This is a genomic window from Streptomyces sp. NPDC028289 (assembly GCF_055565975.1).
In genome coordinates, this window is the sequence record NZ_JBVHTI010000004.1 from 521,046 (window position 1) to 535,628 (window position 14,583).

15 protein-coding genes are annotated in these 14,583 nt (G+C 71.6%); 4 read left to right on the top strand and 11 right to left on the bottom strand.

The annotated features are described in order from the left end of the window. Positions 1-50: 50 nt before the first annotated feature. Together ACZ4UV_RS22340 and ACZ4UV_RS22345 are read right to left on the bottom strand one after the other, a co-directional pair. The gene (locus ACZ4UV_RS22340; protein WP_451015785.1) at positions 51-692 is read right to left on the bottom strand and encodes a TetR/AcrR family transcriptional regulator; all 642 of its coding nucleotides are present in this window, start codon (positions 690-692) and stop codon (positions 51-53) included. A 9-nt stretch (positions 693-701) separates the two neighbouring features. After that, a complete protein-coding gene (locus tag ACZ4UV_RS22345) occupies positions 702-1,580 on the bottom strand; it encodes an alpha/beta fold hydrolase (RefSeq protein ID WP_390039194.1) in 879 nt (292 codons plus the stop codon). A 162-nt stretch (positions 1,581-1,742) separates the two neighbouring features. Between ACZ4UV_RS22345 and ACZ4UV_RS22350 the strand changes: the two genes are divergently transcribed. After that, positions 1,743-2,612 carry a VOC family protein gene (locus ACZ4UV_RS22350; RefSeq protein WP_451015784.1) on the top strand — a complete coding sequence of 290 codons (870 nt, stop codon included), beginning with the start codon at positions 1,743-1,745 and terminating at the stop codon, positions 2,610-2,612. A 55-nt stretch (positions 2,613-2,667) separates the two neighbouring features. On the opposite strand, the gene ACZ4UV_RS22355 is transcribed toward ACZ4UV_RS22350, so the two are convergent. From ACZ4UV_RS22355 to ACZ4UV_RS22370, 4 genes are read right to left on the bottom strand one after another with little or no spacing between them, the layout of a single operon-like run. After that, positions 2,668-2,856 carry a ferredoxin gene (locus ACZ4UV_RS22355; protein ID WP_351494216.1) on the bottom strand — a complete coding sequence of 63 codons (189 nt, stop codon included), beginning with the start codon at positions 2,854-2,856 and terminating at the stop codon, positions 2,668-2,670. 15 nt (positions 2,857-2,871) lie between these two features. Beyond that, positions 2,872-3,675: a mycofactocin-coupled SDR family oxidoreductase gene (locus ACZ4UV_RS22360; RefSeq protein WP_467840714.1), complete on the bottom strand. Its 804-nt coding sequence runs from the start codon at positions 3,673-3,675 to the stop codon at positions 2,872-2,874. 16 nt (positions 3,676-3,691) lie between these two features. Next, positions 3,692-3,913 (bottom strand): hypothetical protein, encoded by a 222-nt coding sequence (locus ACZ4UV_RS22365; protein WP_451015783.1) that lies wholly within the window; start codon positions 3,911-3,913, stop codon positions 3,692-3,694. Next, positions 3,910-5,055 (bottom strand): amidohydrolase family protein, encoded by a 1,146-nt coding sequence (locus ACZ4UV_RS22370; RefSeq protein WP_451015782.1) that lies wholly within the window; start codon positions 5,053-5,055, stop codon positions 3,910-3,912. The genes ACZ4UV_RS22365 and ACZ4UV_RS22370 overlap by 4 nt, the downstream gene beginning before the upstream one ends. Positions 5,056-5,232: 177 nt before the next feature. On the opposite strand from ACZ4UV_RS22370, the gene ACZ4UV_RS22375 reads away from it, so the two are divergent. Continuing rightward, complete coding sequence (locus tag ACZ4UV_RS22375) at positions 5,233-6,096, top strand: mycofactocin-coupled SDR family oxidoreductase (protein ID WP_451015781.1); 864 nt, start codon at positions 5,233-5,235, stop codon at positions 6,094-6,096. Positions 6,097-6,099: 3 nt separating this feature from the next. Here the strand turns inward: ACZ4UV_RS22375 and ACZ4UV_RS22380 are convergent, their stop codons facing one another. The 5 genes from ACZ4UV_RS22380 to ACZ4UV_RS22400 form a co-directional block, all read right to left on the bottom strand. Beyond that, a complete protein-coding gene (locus ACZ4UV_RS22380) occupies positions 6,100-7,077 on the bottom strand; it encodes an NADPH:quinone oxidoreductase family protein (RefSeq protein WP_467840062.1) in 978 nt (325 codons plus the stop codon). Next, positions 7,074-8,285, bottom strand: a complete 1,212-nt coding sequence (locus ACZ4UV_RS22385; protein ID WP_451015779.1) for an acyl-CoA dehydrogenase family protein — start codon at positions 8,283-8,285, stop codon at positions 7,074-7,076. Before ACZ4UV_RS22385 ends, ACZ4UV_RS22380 begins: the two co-directional genes overlap by 4 nt. Next, the gene (locus ACZ4UV_RS22390; RefSeq protein WP_351494204.1) at positions 8,282-9,049 is read right to left on the bottom strand and encodes an SDR family NAD(P)-dependent oxidoreductase; all 768 of its coding nucleotides are present in this window, start codon (positions 9,047-9,049) and stop codon (positions 8,282-8,284) included. The genes ACZ4UV_RS22385 and ACZ4UV_RS22390 overlap by 4 nt, the downstream gene beginning before the upstream one ends. An 11-nt stretch (positions 9,050-9,060) precedes the next feature. Continuing rightward, positions 9,061-10,209, bottom strand: a complete 1,149-nt coding sequence (locus ACZ4UV_RS22395) for an acyl-CoA dehydrogenase family protein (RefSeq protein WP_451015778.1) — start codon at positions 10,207-10,209, stop codon at positions 9,061-9,063. A 116-nt stretch (positions 10,210-10,325) separates the two neighbouring features. Further along, positions 10,326-11,798: a FadR/GntR family transcriptional regulator gene (locus ACZ4UV_RS22400; RefSeq protein WP_451015777.1), complete on the bottom strand. Its 1,473-nt coding sequence runs from the start codon at positions 11,796-11,798 to the stop codon at positions 10,326-10,328. 193 nt (positions 11,799-11,991) lie between these two features. Here ACZ4UV_RS22400 and ACZ4UV_RS22405 point away from each other — a divergent pair, with 193 nt between their 5' ends. Then, positions 11,992-13,191 (top strand): acyl-CoA dehydrogenase family protein, encoded by a 1,200-nt coding sequence (locus ACZ4UV_RS22405; RefSeq protein WP_467840067.1) that lies wholly within the window; start codon positions 11,992-11,994, stop codon positions 13,189-13,191. Positions 13,192-13,339: 148 nt separating this feature from the next. Beyond that, entirely contained in the window at positions 13,340-14,581 is a 1,242-nt protein-coding gene (locus ACZ4UV_RS22410; RefSeq protein ID WP_467840070.1) for a cytochrome P450, read from the top strand. The last annotated feature ends 2 nt before the right edge of the window (positions 14,582-14,583 follow it).

Sequence of the window (14,583 nt, forward strand, 5' to 3'; positions counted from 1 at the left end):
CGGCGGACAGGTGCCCGGGACACGGGGGTGTCCCGGGCACCTTCGCGTGGTCAGGGCCCGGCGATCAGCCGCGCGGCCAGCCGCAGGTCCGCCTCGCCCTGCGCGGTGGAGATCTCCTGGGTCAGCATGGCCACGAACACCCCCCACCAGTCGTAGATGAGCAGCCGCACCCGGCTGTGCCCGGTCCGCGGGTCCGCCCGCTCCCCGACCAGCCGCAGCAGCCGTTGTCCCAGCGCGCTCTCCACGATGTCGATCCGGCTGCGGGCGGCGCTCGCGTACTCCGTGAACGACGACAGCGCCACCGCCGAGGCGAGCAGCCGGCTGTCCAGCAGCTTCCCGCTCAGCGCGACGAGCGTCTCGGCGACCTCGGTCACGGGATCCGTCGCCCGGTCGCGGGCCGGACCGCCGTCGCGGCCGCCCAGGAACTGCTCGATGTGCCACTCGAGGACCGACAGGAACAGATACGGCTTGGACGGGAAGTACCGGTACAGCGTGGCGATCGCGACCCCGGCCTCCTTGGCCACGTCGTGCATCTGCACGGTGGCCAGGCCCTCGCGTGTGCCGAGGTCGGCGGCGGCGCGCAGGATGCGGATACGGCGGTCGGTCTGCCGGCTCGACATCGGCGCGGCGGGCCGGCGGGGCCCGGCCGGTCTCACCACGTCGTCCTCCCCCAGGTCGCCGGCTGCCCCCATGCCGGGCACTCAGCCTGCCTCCGGGCGGGTCAGGAAGGCCAGCACGGCGCTCTCCCAGGCCGCCTTCTGCTCGATCATCGCCCAGTGCCCGCAGTCGGGCAGCACGTGCAGTTCGGCCTTGGGGATGGTCCGCATCGGCAGCAGCGCGCTCTCCAGAGGGGTGACCCGGTCGTCGCGGCCCCAGGTCAGCAGCGTGGGCGCGGCGACCTTGTGGAGCATGGCCCAGATCGGCTGGTCCGACCGGGACTGGGCGGCCTGCATCGCGGCCATGGCCTGCCGGCCGTAGATCCGGCGGGACGCCTCCAGGGTCGCCGGTTCGGTGGCGGTCGCCCAGCGCTCCTCGATCAGTTCGTCGGTGAGCAGGGCGGGGTCGTGGACCATCGAGCGCAGCCACTGGACGAGGTTGTCGCGGGTGGGGTTCTCGGCGAACTCCACCAGCAGGTTGAGCCCTTCGCTGGGGCCCGGGGAGAGGAGGTTGCGCCCCACCCCGCCGATGGTCACGATCCTGCGGAACAGGTCCTTGTGCGCGACCGCGAGCCCCACGGCGACGAACCCGCCCATCGAGTTGCCGACGACGTCGACGCGGTCGAGGCCGAGGCCTTCGAGGAAGCGCAGGACGGCCTTGGGGGCGGCCGCCATCGGGTTCTCGGCGGTCGGGTCGCTCACTCCGAAGCCGGGGAACTCCAGCGCCAGGCAGCGGAAGTGCCGGGCGAACACCGGCAGGTTGCCCCGGTAGTTGCGCCAGCCGGTGACCCCGGGGCCCGACCCGTGCAGCATCAGCAGGGGCGGCCCTTCGCCGGCCTCGTGGTAGCGCAGGACGCCGTCGTCGGTGGGAAGTTCGCGCAGGGTGTCCTCGTAGTCGAGGGTGCTGGGTGTGCTCGGTGTCATGACGGTCACCGTGGCACCCGCGCGGCGGCCGTCGCCGTCCGTCTCCCGATCAGTGGGACGGTCCCGGCGGCGGTGCGGCCTGGCCTTCTACCGTCGCGGACGTACCGATACCGGGGGTCCGACGGGCCGCCTGGGACCTGACCAACGTGAGGGGAGGGCCTGATGGGTGTGCGCTCACTCGGGTACCTGCGTCTGGAGTCCAACGACCTCGACCGGTGGAAGGCGTTCGGCGCCGACTTCCTCGGCCTGATGCCCGTCGAGAGCGATTCCGGGTCGCTCGCCTTCCGGATGGACGACCATCCGTCCCGGATCGTTGTCTCGCCGGGTGCCCAGCCCGCGATGACGGCGCTGGGCTTCGAGGTCCTCGACGAGCGGGAGCTGGCGCGGCTGGCCGCGGACGTCGAGAAGGCCGGGATCAAGGTCACCGCCGGCACCGAGGCCGAGGCGGCGGAGCGGAAGGTGACCGGCTTCGTCAGGTTCAGCGACCCGGGCGGCAACCCGGTCGAGCTGTTCTACGGCCGGACCCTCGACCACCTGCCCGTGCAGACCCCGCTGGTGTCGGAGTTCGTCACCGGGGACATGGGCTTCGGGCACGCCATCGTCTCCGCCGAGGACGCGCGCGGCACGTTCGACTTCTACGTCGGCGTGCTCGGGTTCATCGAGCGGAACACGATGCGCTCGCCGGGCGGCACGACCTGGTTCATGGGCTGCAACCCGCGCCACCACACGCTGGGCGTCACGCCGATGCCGGGCCCGGGGCGGCTGCTGCACTTCATGGTCGAGGCGGCGACCCTGGACGACGTGGGGCGGGCCCTGGACCGGGCCGGCACGTACGAGGTGCCGATGATGCACTCGCTCGGCAAGCACACCAACGACCACATGGTGTCGTTCTACGTCTGGTCGCCGGAGAACTACGCCGTCGAGTTCGGCTGGAACGGCCTGAAGGTGCCCGAGCCGGTTCCCGTGTACGAGATCACGGACGGCGCGTTCTGGGGCCACCACTTCACACCGCCGCCGCAGCCGGCCGGCTGAACCTGCGGGTACGGGGGGAGCCCCACGGTCCTCGGACCGTGGGGCTCGGTGGCGTTCAGTGGACGGAGATCGCCCGTTCCGGGCAGGCCGTCGCCCCGTCCCGGGCGGCCTGTTCCAGGCTCTGAGGGACGTCTCCGTCCAGGGGCAGCGCATAGCCGTCGTCGTCCAGCCGGAAGAGTCCCGGTGCCGCGGCCGCGCACCGCGCATGGCCCGAGCACGACGACGAGTCGATGGTGACCTTCATTCAACCCACTCCGTTCTACGGCTTGTTGGTCGACCCCGCGTCGACGGTGAACTGCAGGCCCGTGACGTAACGCGCCTCGTCCGAGGCGAGGAACAGCACAGCGTTCGATATGTCCCGCGGTTCGACGTACGGGGCCAGCGGGTTCATCGCGACGAGTGCGAACAGCGGCTCCCGCGCCGCGAGTTCCTCGATCGGCACGCCGACGGTGATGCCCGTGCCGCTGACCCCGGTGGGGTGGACGGTGTTCACCCGGATGCGGTGCGGGGCGAGTTCGTTGGACAGGGCCTTCATCAGGCCCACCACGCCGTGCTTGCTCGCCACGTAGTGGGCGTACGGCACATGGCCGCGGATGCCGGCGGCGGAGCTGGTGATGACGATCGAGCCGCCCTCCCCCTGCTCGATCATCCAGGGGGCCGCGGCGCGCACCGTGTTCCAGGGGCCCTTGAGGTTGACGTCGACGGTGACGTCCCATGCCTCGTCGGACAGCTCCCACGCGGCCCCTATGCTCATCACTCCGGCGTTGGCGACGACGGTGTCGAGCCGCCCGAACTCCTCGCGCGTCGCGTCGACCGCGGCCCGCATCTCGGCGATCGAGCGGACGTCGGCCTGTACCGAGATGCACCGCCGGCCGGTCTCCCTGACCAGCTTGACGGTCTCCTCCAGCTCGTCCTTCGAGGCCAGCGAGTAGGGCAGTTCCGCGCTGATGTCGTGGCAGACATCGGAGACGACGATGTCCGCGCCCTCCTCGGCCAGCCGCACGGCATGCGAACGGCCCTGCCCGCGCGCACCTCCTGTGATGAGCGCGACCTTGCCCTCCATCCGCCCCGCGGCCACCTCACTTCTCCTTCGCGTGGTCGCTCAGATCCTCCGCCGCCTCGCGCAGGGCGCGCAGCCGGGTCTGGAGGAGTTCGCGTTCGGCCCCGTCGGGGGCACCCAGTTCGGCGAGGCGTACGTCCGTCTCCGCGATCTCTGCGAGGAGCCGGCCGTGCGCCTCCTCGCGGGTGAGCAGGTCCAGGTCGGTCCAGTCGGACCGCTCGGACTCGGGTCGCCGGCTCATGCGGGGAGGTTGTAGAGGCGGCGGGTGTTCAGCTCCACGATCTTGTGCACCTCGTCGTCGGGTACGTCGGCCAGGACCTCGGCCGCGTAGGCGCGGGACTTGGGCCAGTAGGAGTCGGAGTGCGGGTAGTCGCACTCCCAGGTGATCCTGTCGATGCCGACGTGGTGCCGTACCTCCACACCGAACCGGTCGTCGATGAAGCAGCCGTGGAAGTGCCGGCGGAACAGCTCCGAGGGCCGCACGCTCTGGTCGACGTTCTGGTAGAAGCGGTGCCGCTCCCAGGTGCCGTCGGCGCGCTCCAGGAGGTAGGGGATCCAGCCGATGCCGCCCTCGGAGAGGCCGATCTTGAGCCTGGGGTGCTTGTGCAGCACCGGGGAGAAGAGCAGGTCGGCGGTGGCGAACATGGCGTTGCAGCCGAACAGGGCGATGGTGACCGCGAAGGGGGCCTCCTCGGCGGTCTTCGGGGGCTTGCCCGAGGTGCCGAAGTGCAGGCACACGGGCAGATCGGTCTCCTCGGCCGCCGAGAACATGGGGTCCCAGTGGTCGGTGTGGAAGGAGGGCAGGCCGCGGGGGGCGGGGTTCTCGGGGAAGGAGATCGCCTTGGCGCCCTTGGCCGCGGTGCGGTGGATCTCGGCGACGCAGGCGTCGACGTCCCACATCGGCATGATGACCAGCGGGATGAGCCGGCCGGGTGCGGTGGCGCACCACTCGTCGAGGACGAAGTCGTTCCACGCCCGCACGCACAGCAGGGCCAGCTCGCGGTCCCGGCCGTCCAGGAAGACATGGCCGGAGAAGCCCGGGAAGGACGGGAAGCACAGGGCGCCCCACACGCCGTCCAGGTCCATGTCGCGGATCCTGGCCTTCGGGTCGTAGCAGCCCGGGATCATCTCGTCGTAGCGGGTGGGTTCGAGGCCGAACTCCTCGGGCCGCTTCCCGGCGACGGCGTTGAGGCCGATGTAGGGGTAGATCCGGTCCTCGTAGACCCAGACCTCGGCAGGGGCCCGCCCTTCGCCGCGCGGCTGCTCCACGATGCGCGGCCCGGCCTCCCGGTACCTCGCCGGCAGCCGGTCGGACCACAGGCGTGGGGGCTCGATCAGGTGGTCGTCGGTCGACAGCAACTTCATCCATGGCTGCAACGGCATCGTGTGCTCCCTCGGTCTCGGGGACTCTCTAGCACCGGGCACATTGTGTGTACTGAACCTGTCCCACTGGGCGGGAAAGACCAACCAAACCCTCGTGGAGATCGCAGATCATCCGGTATCGATCAGCTTCCGTAGCCAGTATTCAGGCTACTCTTTTATTCTACGGAAGGAGACCCCATGGGGAGAGTGCAGGACAAGGCCGTCTTCATCACCGGGGCCGCACGCGGCCAGGGCCGGGCTCAGGCGGTCCGGCTCGCCGCGGAGGGCGCCGACATCATCGCCGTGGACCTGTGCGAGGACATCGCCACCAACGGCTACCCGCTGGCCACCGAGGCGGACCTGGAGGAGACGGTCCGGCAGGTGGAGAAGCTGGGCCGCCGCATCGTCGCCCGCCGGGCCGACGTACGGGACCCGGCCGCGCTGAAGGCGGCGGTCGCCGAGGGGGTGTCCGAGCTGGGGCGGCTCGACGCGGTGGTGGCCCAGGCCGGGATCTGCCCGCTGGGGCCCGAGCAGACCGCGCAGGCCTTCCTGGACGCCGTCACCGTCGACTTCAACGGGGTGGTGCACGCGGTCGACGCGGCCCTGCCCCACCTGCCCGACGGCGCCTCGATCATCGCGACCGGATCCATCGCGGGGCTGATACCGGCGACCGTCGACAACCCTGCCAACGGGCCCGGCGGGCTGGGCTACTCCTTCGCCAAGCGCCAGGTGGCCGCGTTCGTGCACGACCTGGCGACGGTCCTGCTCTCCCGCCGGATCCGAGTCAACGCGGTGCACCCCACGAACGTGAACACCGACATGCTCAACAGCGACCTCATGTACCGGTCGTTCCGGCCCGACCTGGAGCACCCGACCCGCGAGGACGCGCTGCCCAGTTTCCCCGCGACGACCGGGTTCGGCATCCCCTTCGTCGAGCCGGAGAACATCGCCGACATGGTGCTGTTCCTGGTGTCGGACGAGTCGCAGTACGTCACCGGCATGCAGATGCGCGTCGACGCCGGCGGCTACGTCAAGCGGCGCCCGCAGCTGCCGGCGTTCTGACGGTCATTCCGTCATGTCGATGACCACCTTGCCGGTGGTGCGCCGCCCGGCCACGTCGGTCAGTGCGGACGCCACCTCGGCGAGGGGGTGGACGCGGGTGACGAGCGGGCGCATCCCGTCCCGGACCAGCCGGGCCAGAGCCCGGTCGCCCGCGGCCACCGCCTCCGGGGCGTACCGGCGCAGCATGCGGATCTCGAAGCCCCGTACGACCGCGTCTTTGAGCAGCACCAGGTTGAGCGGGATCCGCGGGATTCTCCCGTCGGCGTAGCCCACCGTGACGAACCGGCCGCCCCGGCGCAGCGCCCGCAGGGCGGCCTCCGCGTGGTCGCCGCCCACGGGGTCGACGACCAGGTGGGCGCCCTCGCCTCCGGTCAGTTCACGGACGCGGGTCTTCAGGTCCTCCCGGACGTAGTCGACGCCGCCCTCGGCGCCCAGCTTCCGGGCGACCGCGAGCCGCTCCGGGCCGGACGCCGCCGCCACGACGCGCATGCCGAGCCGGGTGGCGACGTCGACGGTCGCGGAGCCGACGCCGCCCGCGGCCCCGAGCACGGTCGCCCACTCCCCCGCCGTGCCCTGCCCGACGGTGGTCAGGGCGTGGTAGGCGGTCGCGTAGGTGACGTGGAACGCGGCGGCGTGGACCATGTCGAGGCCCTCGGGGACGGGGCGCAGGCCTGCCACCGGCACCACGACCTGCTCGGCGAAGGCGCCGGTGAGCACCGCTCCGGCCACCGGCGAGCCCACCGCGGGACCGGACACGCCTGGACCCAGCGCGGCGACCACTCCGGCGAACTCGCTGCCCGGGGTGAACGGCAGCGGCGCGGGCACCTGATAGCGGTTCGCCACCAGCAGCACGTCCGGGTAGTTGACCGCGGCCGCGTGCACCCGGACCAGGACCTCCCCGGGGCCGGGTGCGGGGTCGTCCAGTTCGACGACGGCGAGGCCGTCCGGAGGCCCGTAGTCCGTGCAGCGCGCGGCTCTCATCGAGTGCTCCCGGCGGCCGGCATCGCCGGGTCCCGGGGCAGTCCCAGGACCTGTTCGGCGATGGTGTTGCGCTGGATCTCGGCGGTGCCCGCGCCGATCGTCGAGGCCCGGGTGCGCAGGAAACCCCACACCCAGCGGCCGCGCTGGACGGCGTGCGGGTCGTGGCGCCCGAGGATCCCGTACGGCCCCAGCAGCTCCAGGGCGAACTCGTGCAGTTCCTGCTCGAAGGTCACGATGTACAGCCGTGCGGTCGAGGAGGCGGGGCCTGGCTCGCCCTTCGCCATGATGTCGGCGATGGTCCGCATCCCGGTGAGCCGCATGACCGTCACCCGGATCTCGAAGTCGGCGAGCCGGTCGCGCACCAGGGGGTCGGCGGTGGCCCCGCGTTCGTGGGCCAGCTCGATCAGCTCGTCGAGGACGCGCCGGTACAGGGCCGCCTGGTTCATCGCCCCGGCGGCGCGTTCGTGGCCGAGGCTGGTGCGCACCAGGGGCCAGCCGCCGTTCTCCGCGCCGATCCGGTCGGCGGCCGGGACCCGGACGTCGTCGAAGAAGATCTCGCAGAAGTGCGCGTCGCCGGTGAGGTCGCGCAGCGGGCGCACGGTCACGCCGGGGGCGTGGGCGTCGATGAGGAGGTAACTGATGCCGTCCTGGCGGGAGTCGGGGGGGCCGGTGCGGACGAGGGTGAAGAGGATGTCGGCGATGTCGGCCGAACTGTTCCACACCTTCTGGCCGTTGACGACGTACTCGGCCGCCGGGTCGTCGGGGCCGCCGCCCTCGCGACGGGCCGTGGTGCGCAGCGCGGGGAGGTCCGAGCCCGCCTCCGGTTCGGAGTACCCCTGCGCCCAGACCGTGTCGCCGCGCAGCATGGGGCGCAGGAACCGGTCCTTCTGCACGGGCGTGCCGTACCTGATGAGGGTGGGCGCGGCGATGCCGAGTCCGGTGCCCAGGGGGCCGGGGACCCGGGCGCGCGCGTACTCCTCCTGGTAGACGACCTGCCGGGCGAAGGGCAGGTCCATGCCGCCGTACGCGCGCGGCCAGCCCGGGCCCGCGTATCCGGCGTCGTACAGGGTGGCCAGCCACTGCTTCTGCCACGCCAGGCGTTCGGCCGGGTTCTTGGGGCGGCGCCCGGGGTGATGCTCCGTCAGGAAGGCGCGCAGGCGGGTGCGGAACTGCTCGTCGGTCCCGGTCCCGGTCTCGGCCGCGGTCATCGCGGGGCCATGCGGATCGCGCCGTCGAGGCGAACGGTCTGGCCGTTGAGGTAGGGGTTCTCCAGCATCTCGACGGCCAGGCGGGCGAAGTCGTCGGGGGCGCCGAGGCGTTTGGGGTGGGGCACGGAGGCGGCGAGGCCGTCGCGGATGTCCTCGCGGAGGCGGCCGAGCATGGGGGTGTCCATGATGCCGGGGGCGATGGTGTTCACCCGGATCTGCCAGCCGGCCAGGTCACGGGCGGCGACGAGGGTCATGCCGTGCACGCCGGCCTTGGCGGCGGTGTAGGAGGTCTGGCCGATCTGGCCGTCGAACGCGGCGACCGAGGCGGTCAGGACGACGGCCCCGCGGTCGCCGTCCACGGCCTCGTTGCCGGAGAGGCGGGCGGCGGCCAGGCGCAGCACGTTGTAGGTGCCGATCAGGTTGACCCGTACGACCTCGGCGAAGGTGGCGAGTTCGCCGGGGGTGCGCTCACGGTCGATGATCCGGGTACGGTCGCCGCCGCGCCCGGCGCAGTGTACGACGAAGCGCAGCGGGCCGAGTTCCTCCGCGGTGTCGAGGGCGGTGTTCACGGAGGCCTCGTCGGTGACGTCGGCCAGGACGAAGCGGGCGGCGTCGCCGAGGTCGGCGACCGCCTTGGCGCCCTGTTCCGCGGAGATGTCGGCGAGGACGGCCTTGCCGCCGCGGTCGATGATCCGGCGCGCGGTGGCGAGTCCGAGGCCGGAGGCGCCACCGGTGACCAGTGCCGTGGATCCGTCGATGTTCACTTGGGTCTCCTCTACAGGCCCAGGGACTTGCTGATGATGGTCTTCAGGACCTCGCTGGTGCCGCCGTAGATGCGCGTCACGCGGGCGTCGGCGTACAGCCGGGCGATCGGTGATTCGAGGATGTAGCCGTAGCCGCCGTGCAGTTGCAGGCAGCGGTCGACCACCCGGCCCTGTGTCTCGGTGCAGAACAGCTTGGTCCTGGCCGCGTCGGCCGGGCTCAGCTCGCCGGCGACGAGCGCGCTGATCGCCGCGTCCAGCAGGGTCCGGGCGGCCTCCGCCTCGGTGTCCAGGGCGGCGAGCTCGAACTTGGTGTTCTGGAACGAGGACAGTGTCTTGCCGAACATCCGGCGGTCACGGACGTAGGCGACGGTCAGGTCGATCGCGGCGCGCATCTGGGCGACGGCGCCGACGGCGATGGCCAGCCGTTCCTGGGCGAGGTTGCGGCCGAGGTGGGTGAAGGCGGCGCCTTCCTCGCCCAGCAGGTTGGCCGTGGGGACCCGGACGGCGTCGAAGGCCAGCTCCACGGTGTCCTGGACGGTGAGGCCGATCTTCTCCAGCCTGCGTCCCACGGTGAACCCGGGCATGCCCTTCTCCACGACGAGCAGGGAGAGTCCGGCGCGCCGGTCGTCCGGATCGGCGGCGGTGCGGGCCACGACGATCACCAGGTCGGCGTGGTGGCCGCCGGTGATGAAGGTCTTGGCGCCGTCGAGCACCCAGTGGTCACCGTCGCGGACCGCCCTCGTCGCGATGCCGGCCAGGTCGGACCCCGCGCCCGGTTCGCTCATCGCGATCGCGCTGTACAGGTCGCCCGAGGCGAGGCCCGGCAGCCAGCGGGCCCGCTGTCCGGCGTCGGCGAGTCCGGTGAAGTACGGGACGACGACGTCGAGATGGGTCCGCAGGCCGCCGAGGGTGACGCCCGCGCGGGCGCACTCCTCCTGGATGACGACGTTGAAGCGGTAGTCGTCCTGGCCCCCGCCGCCGTACTCCTCGGGGATCGCGGTGCCGAGGATGCCCAGCTTGCCCATCGAGGTGAACAGGTCACGGGGGACGAGACCGGCGCGCCGCCAGTCCTCGTACACCGGCAGCACCTCGCGGGCGATGAAGTCCCGGACCAGCAGGCGGAAGTCCTGGTGGTCCTGTTCGAACAGGGTCCGGCGCATCGGGTCTCCTTCGACTCTCGACCCTATTCAGTATACGCAATTAGCAACCACCGGGACAGGAGAAAGCCCTGTACGACAGAAAGCCGCACGGGGCATGGGTAATAAGTGTCAGTAAATCAGTGCCACCAGGGGATGAGGGCGTCCAGGTGGCGGCGCATCCGGTGGCGGGCCACCCCGGCGTCGCCCTGCACGATCGCGTCGAGGATGCGCTGGTGGACGTGCTGGACCTCGCCGGCCGCCGTGTCGCCGGGCAGCGGCCGGTCGTGCCCCGAGGCGTGCCTGCGGAACAGCTCGGTGATGATGGCGAGGAACAGCGACAGCACCGGATTGTCGGCCAGGGCCGCCAGTTCGGCGTGGAACAGGTCGGCCTTGCGGGAGTCGTCGGCCGGGCCCTCGACGGTCCAGCGAACGGCCCTGCCCAGGCGCTCGGCGACCTCCGGGTCGCCCCCGGCGTGCCGGGCGGTGACCCTGGCGACGATGCCGAGTTCGACGGCGTTGCGGACGATCCGCAGGTCGTCGGCGGTGACGCCCTGGTATTCGAGGAAGAGTGCCATCGTGTCGATGCTGGCCTGCGGCTCGGGCTCGGTGACGACCAGGCCGCCGCCGGGACCGCGCCGCATCCGGGCGACCGAGTGGTACTCCAGGAGCCTTACGGCCTCGCGCAGGACGGCCCGGCTGATCTCGTAGCGGGCCAGCAGATCCGACTCCGAACCGAGGACCATGCCGATCTGCCAGCCGCGCGCGGCGATGTCGTCGTGGATCCGGGAGGCCACCACCTCGGCGAGCTTGGCGCGCGGGCCCTCGACCAGCTCGGGCTCGACCACGCTCCCCGAGATCCGCGCGCCGCGGCGCACCCGGTGCTTCTCGATCCAGGCGGCCACCGACTCCAGATGCGCCGTCAGCTCGGTCTGCGCGCGGGCCCCGTCGTCGGCGACGACGGCGTCGACCACGGCACGGTGCTCGCGGTGCGAGGTCTCCTTCGCCGCGTGCAGCTCCGCCTTGGAGATCCGGCGCGAGGTGTGGGCGTAGCGGGCGGTGAGGCGGGTGAGGACGTCGATGAACAGGTGCAGCACCGGGTTGCCGGACAACTGGCCCAGTACCGGGTGCAGGGGGTCCTGCGAGTGGACCGACGGGTCGTCCCAGTGGTCGCGTTCGGAGTCGAGGGTGGCGCGGAGGGTGGTGATGCCCTCTTCGGTGATGCGGTCGGCGGCGAGGCCGGCGGCGATCGGTTCGAGCAACTGGCGGGCCTGGAGGAGGTCGGTGACGCTGGTGCCGACGTACTCCAGGTAGATCACCATGGCCCGGGTCGCCGGGCCCGCGTCAGGAGCGCAGACGATCAGGCCGCCGCCGGGGCCGCGCCGCATCCGGGCGACCTGGTGGTGCTCGACCAGGCGCACCGCCTCGCGCAGCACCGCCCGGCTCACCCCGAGCTGCTCCCGCAGGTCCACCTCGGAGCCCAGCGACTCGCCGACGGGCCAGCCCCGGCGGATCACGGTCGCCTCGATGCGCTGCGCGGTCTGCGCGGCCAGCTTGCCGACCGGGGCGTCGGTCTCGCCGTCGGCGGGCTCGCGGTCGACGGCAGTCGCCATGGGCCAACTCCTCTGCGGAAACATTGCGGATCCCCAGTCTATTCAGCACCGGGACAGGAACCCCCGGACCGGACATCCGACGCCGAGATCGGGGCACTGATTTCGGCATCGACCCTTGGCAACCAGGCCAGAGCCATGGTTAGAGTACCCTCATTTCGAGATCGCTTGCATGAGGACCGAGGAGTCGGCGGCGATGCGACTGGAACCCACACCCGAGCTGGAGGCCCTCCGCGGCAAGGTGCGCGCCTTCGTGGCCGAGCACGCGCCGGGCGTCAAGGCACACACCGGGGTACGCGCACCCGAGCCGGAACTGATGCCGGCGATCCGGGCCTGGACCGCCAAGCTGTACGAGGCGGGCCTGCTCGGCATCGACTGGCCCGCCGAGTACGGCGGCCGGCCCGACGCGCACCCCCTGGAACCGTCCGTCGTCGCGGAGGAGATCGCCCGCGCCCGCACCTGGGCGCCGGTCGGCGCGGCCTCGCTGGCCTCGGCGGCCCTCATCGAGTTCGGCACCGACGTACAGCGGGCGCGGTTCCTGCCCCGCATCCGCTCCTGCGACGACGTCTGGTGCCAGCTGTTCAGCGAGCCCGAGGCGGGCAGCGACCTGGCGTCCCTGCGCACCCGGGCCCGCCACGAGGGCGAGGGCGCCGACGCGGTCTTCGTCGTCGACGGCCAGAAGGTGTGGACGACCAACGGACAGTACGCGGACATGGGTTACCTGCTGGCGCGCACCGATGCCGACGCTCCGAAGCACCGGGGCATCACGGCCTTCGCGCTGGACATGCGCAGCCCGGGGGTCGAGGTGCGGCCGCTGCGCGAGATCACCGGAACCGCCGACTTCAACGAGGTCTTCCTGGACGGGGTACGGATCCCGGCGGCGAACGTGATCGGCGGGGTGAACGACGGCTGGCGGGTGGCGATGAGCAGCCTCGGGCGGGAGCGCTCGGGGGTGGCCGCGCGCGGGGTCGAGCTGTTCGCCGTGCTGGACGACCTGGTGCGGCTCGCGAAGGAGGTGCCGGCCGGCGGCCGGCCCGCGCTCGACGACGCCGCCACCCGCCAGGAGATCGGCGAACTGGCGGCACGGGTACAGGTGAACGCCGCACTGATCGCCCTCGCGCAGTCGCGGATGCTGCACGGCACGGAGCGGCCCACGGACGCCCTGCTCGGCAAGATCTTCTTCAGCGAGCTCAACCACGACCTGGCCGACTTCGGCCTGCGCCTCCAGGGCACCGACGGCCTGCTCACCGGGGACGATCCGGCGGCGGTCGCGGCGGGCTGGTGGCAGGACGCCCACCTGTACTCACGCGCGTACACGATCGCGGGCGGCGCGAACGAGGTGCTGCGGACGCAGATCGCCGAGCGGGGTCTCGGGATGCCCCGGGAACCCCGCTGACCTGGCCCTGCACACGGCGACCCGACCGAGACCCCACCAATTGGACCGCACGGTCGATATTGCGCCTCAATGCATGCCGCAATATTGATTGTACCGCTCGGTCCACGTAAGGTGCCCTCAATTGCGACGCCGAGAGAACGAGGGAACCATGAGCGAGAGCATCGCCGGGACCGATGCCGCCACGGAGCTGCCGGAGTTTCCGACGCCTCGATCGAGCCAGTGCCCGTTCGCGCCCCCTCCGGGCCTGCTCGCGCTGCACGAGACCGACAAGGACGTCGTACGCGTCCGGACCTGGGACGGCACCACCCCGTGGCTCGTCACCTCGCACGCCGCGCAGCGCGAGCTGATGACCGACCCGCGGCTCAGCGCGAACATCGGTGCCCCCGGCTACCCGCACACGACCGAGGCCATGAAGGCCCACGCGGCCGAGATCCAGCCGTCGATCAACAACACCGACGGTGCCGAGCACACCCGCTGGCGCCGGATGCTGACCAATTCGTTCACCCGGCACCGGATGGAGAAACTCCGCCCGGAGATCCAGCAGATCACCGACGACCTCATCGACAGGATGCTGGCCGGGCCCAACCCGGTCGATCTCAACGAGGCCCTGTCCCTGCCCCTGCCGTCGCTCATGATCTGCGCGCTCCTCGGCGTTCCGTACGAGGACCACGACTTCTTCCAGGAGCACGCCGGGGTCACCAACGCCCGCTTCAAGACCCCCGAGGAGGCGGCCCAGTCCATCGTGGAGGTGCGCCGCTACATCGCCGGGCTCATCGAGGCGAAGATGGACAACCCCGGTGAGGATGTCCTCTCCGACCTCGGCACGCGGGTCAAGGAGGGCGTGCTCTCCATGGCGGAGGCCGCCCCGCTCGGGCACATCCTGCTCGTCGCCGGCCATGACACCAGTGCCAACATGATCACCCTGGGCACGGCGCTGCTGCTGCAGCACCCCGACCAGCTCGCGGCGCTGCGGGAGAACCAGGACGACCCGAAGTACGTGACCAAGGCCGTCGAGGAACTCCTGCGCTATCTGACCATCCCGCACCTGCTGGCGCGGCGGGCGGTGCTGGACGACATCGAGATCGCCGGGGAGACCATCCGCGCCGGCGAGGGTGTCATCGCCTCGCTGCCGGCGGCCAACTGGGACCCCGAGGCGTTCCCGGAGCCCGGCAATCTCGACCTGACCCGTGCCGCGGCGCACCACCACGCGTTCGGCTGGGGTCCGCACCAGTGCGTCGGCCAGCAGCTGGCCCGCATCGAGCTGCACGTCGTGTTCAGCACGCTGTTCCGCCGCATCCCGACCCTGCGGCTCGCGGTCGACGTCTCGGAGCTGAGGTTCAAGGAGGACTCCCAGGCGTACGGCATCTACGACCTGCCCGTCACCTGGTGACC

Bases quoted from the DNA above. Each gene is read 5' to 3' on its own strand.
- ACZ4UV_RS22370 (WP_451015782.1), bottom strand. From the start codon at position 5,055: ATGCCGTTGCAGCCATGGATGAAGTTGCTGTCGACCGACGACCACCTG.
- ACZ4UV_RS22340 (WP_451015785.1), bottom strand. From the start codon at position 692: ATGGGGGCAGCCGGCGACCTGGGGGAGGACGACGTGGTGAGACCGGCC.
- ACZ4UV_RS22395 (WP_451015778.1), bottom strand. From the start codon at position 10,209: ATGCGCCGGACCCTGTTCGAACAGGACCACCAGGACTTCCGCCTGCTG.
- ACZ4UV_RS22380 (WP_467840062.1), bottom strand. From the start codon at position 7,077: ATGAGAGCCGCGCGCTGCACGGACTACGGGCCTCCGGACGGCCTCGCC.
- ACZ4UV_RS22400 (WP_451015777.1), bottom strand. From the start codon at position 11,798: ATGGCGACTGCCGTCGACCGCGAGCCCGCCGACGGCGAGACCGACGCC.
- ACZ4UV_RS22385 (WP_451015779.1), bottom strand. From the start codon at position 8,285: ATGACCGCGGCCGAGACCGGGACCGGGACCGACGAGCAGTTCCGCACC.
- ACZ4UV_RS22365 (WP_451015783.1), bottom strand. From the start codon at position 3,913: ATGAGCCGGCGACCCGAGTCCGAGCGGTCCGACTGGACCGACCTGGAC.
- ACZ4UV_RS22405 (WP_467840067.1), top strand. From the start codon at position 11,992: ATGCGACTGGAACCCACACCCGAGCTGGAGGCCCTCCGCGGCAAGGTG.
- ACZ4UV_RS22375 (WP_451015781.1), top strand. From the start codon at position 5,233: ATGGGGAGAGTGCAGGACAAGGCCGTCTTCATCACCGGGGCCGCACGC.
- ACZ4UV_RS22355 (WP_351494216.1), bottom strand. From the start codon at position 2,856: ATGAAGGTCACCATCGACTCGTCGTCGTGCTCGGGCCATGCGCGGTGC.
- ACZ4UV_RS22410 (WP_467840070.1), top strand. From the start codon at position 13,340: ATGAGCGAGAGCATCGCCGGGACCGATGCCGCCACGGAGCTGCCGGAG.
- ACZ4UV_RS22360 (WP_467840714.1), bottom strand. From the start codon at position 3,675: ATGGAGGGCAAGGTCGCGCTCATCACAGGAGGTGCGCGCGGGCAGGGC.
- ACZ4UV_RS22345 (WP_390039194.1), bottom strand. From the start codon at position 1,580: ATGACACCGAGCACACCCAGCACCCTCGACTACGAGGACACCCTGCGC.
- ACZ4UV_RS22350 (WP_451015784.1), top strand. From the start codon at position 1,743: ATGGGTGTGCGCTCACTCGGGTACCTGCGTCTGGAGTCCAACGACCTC.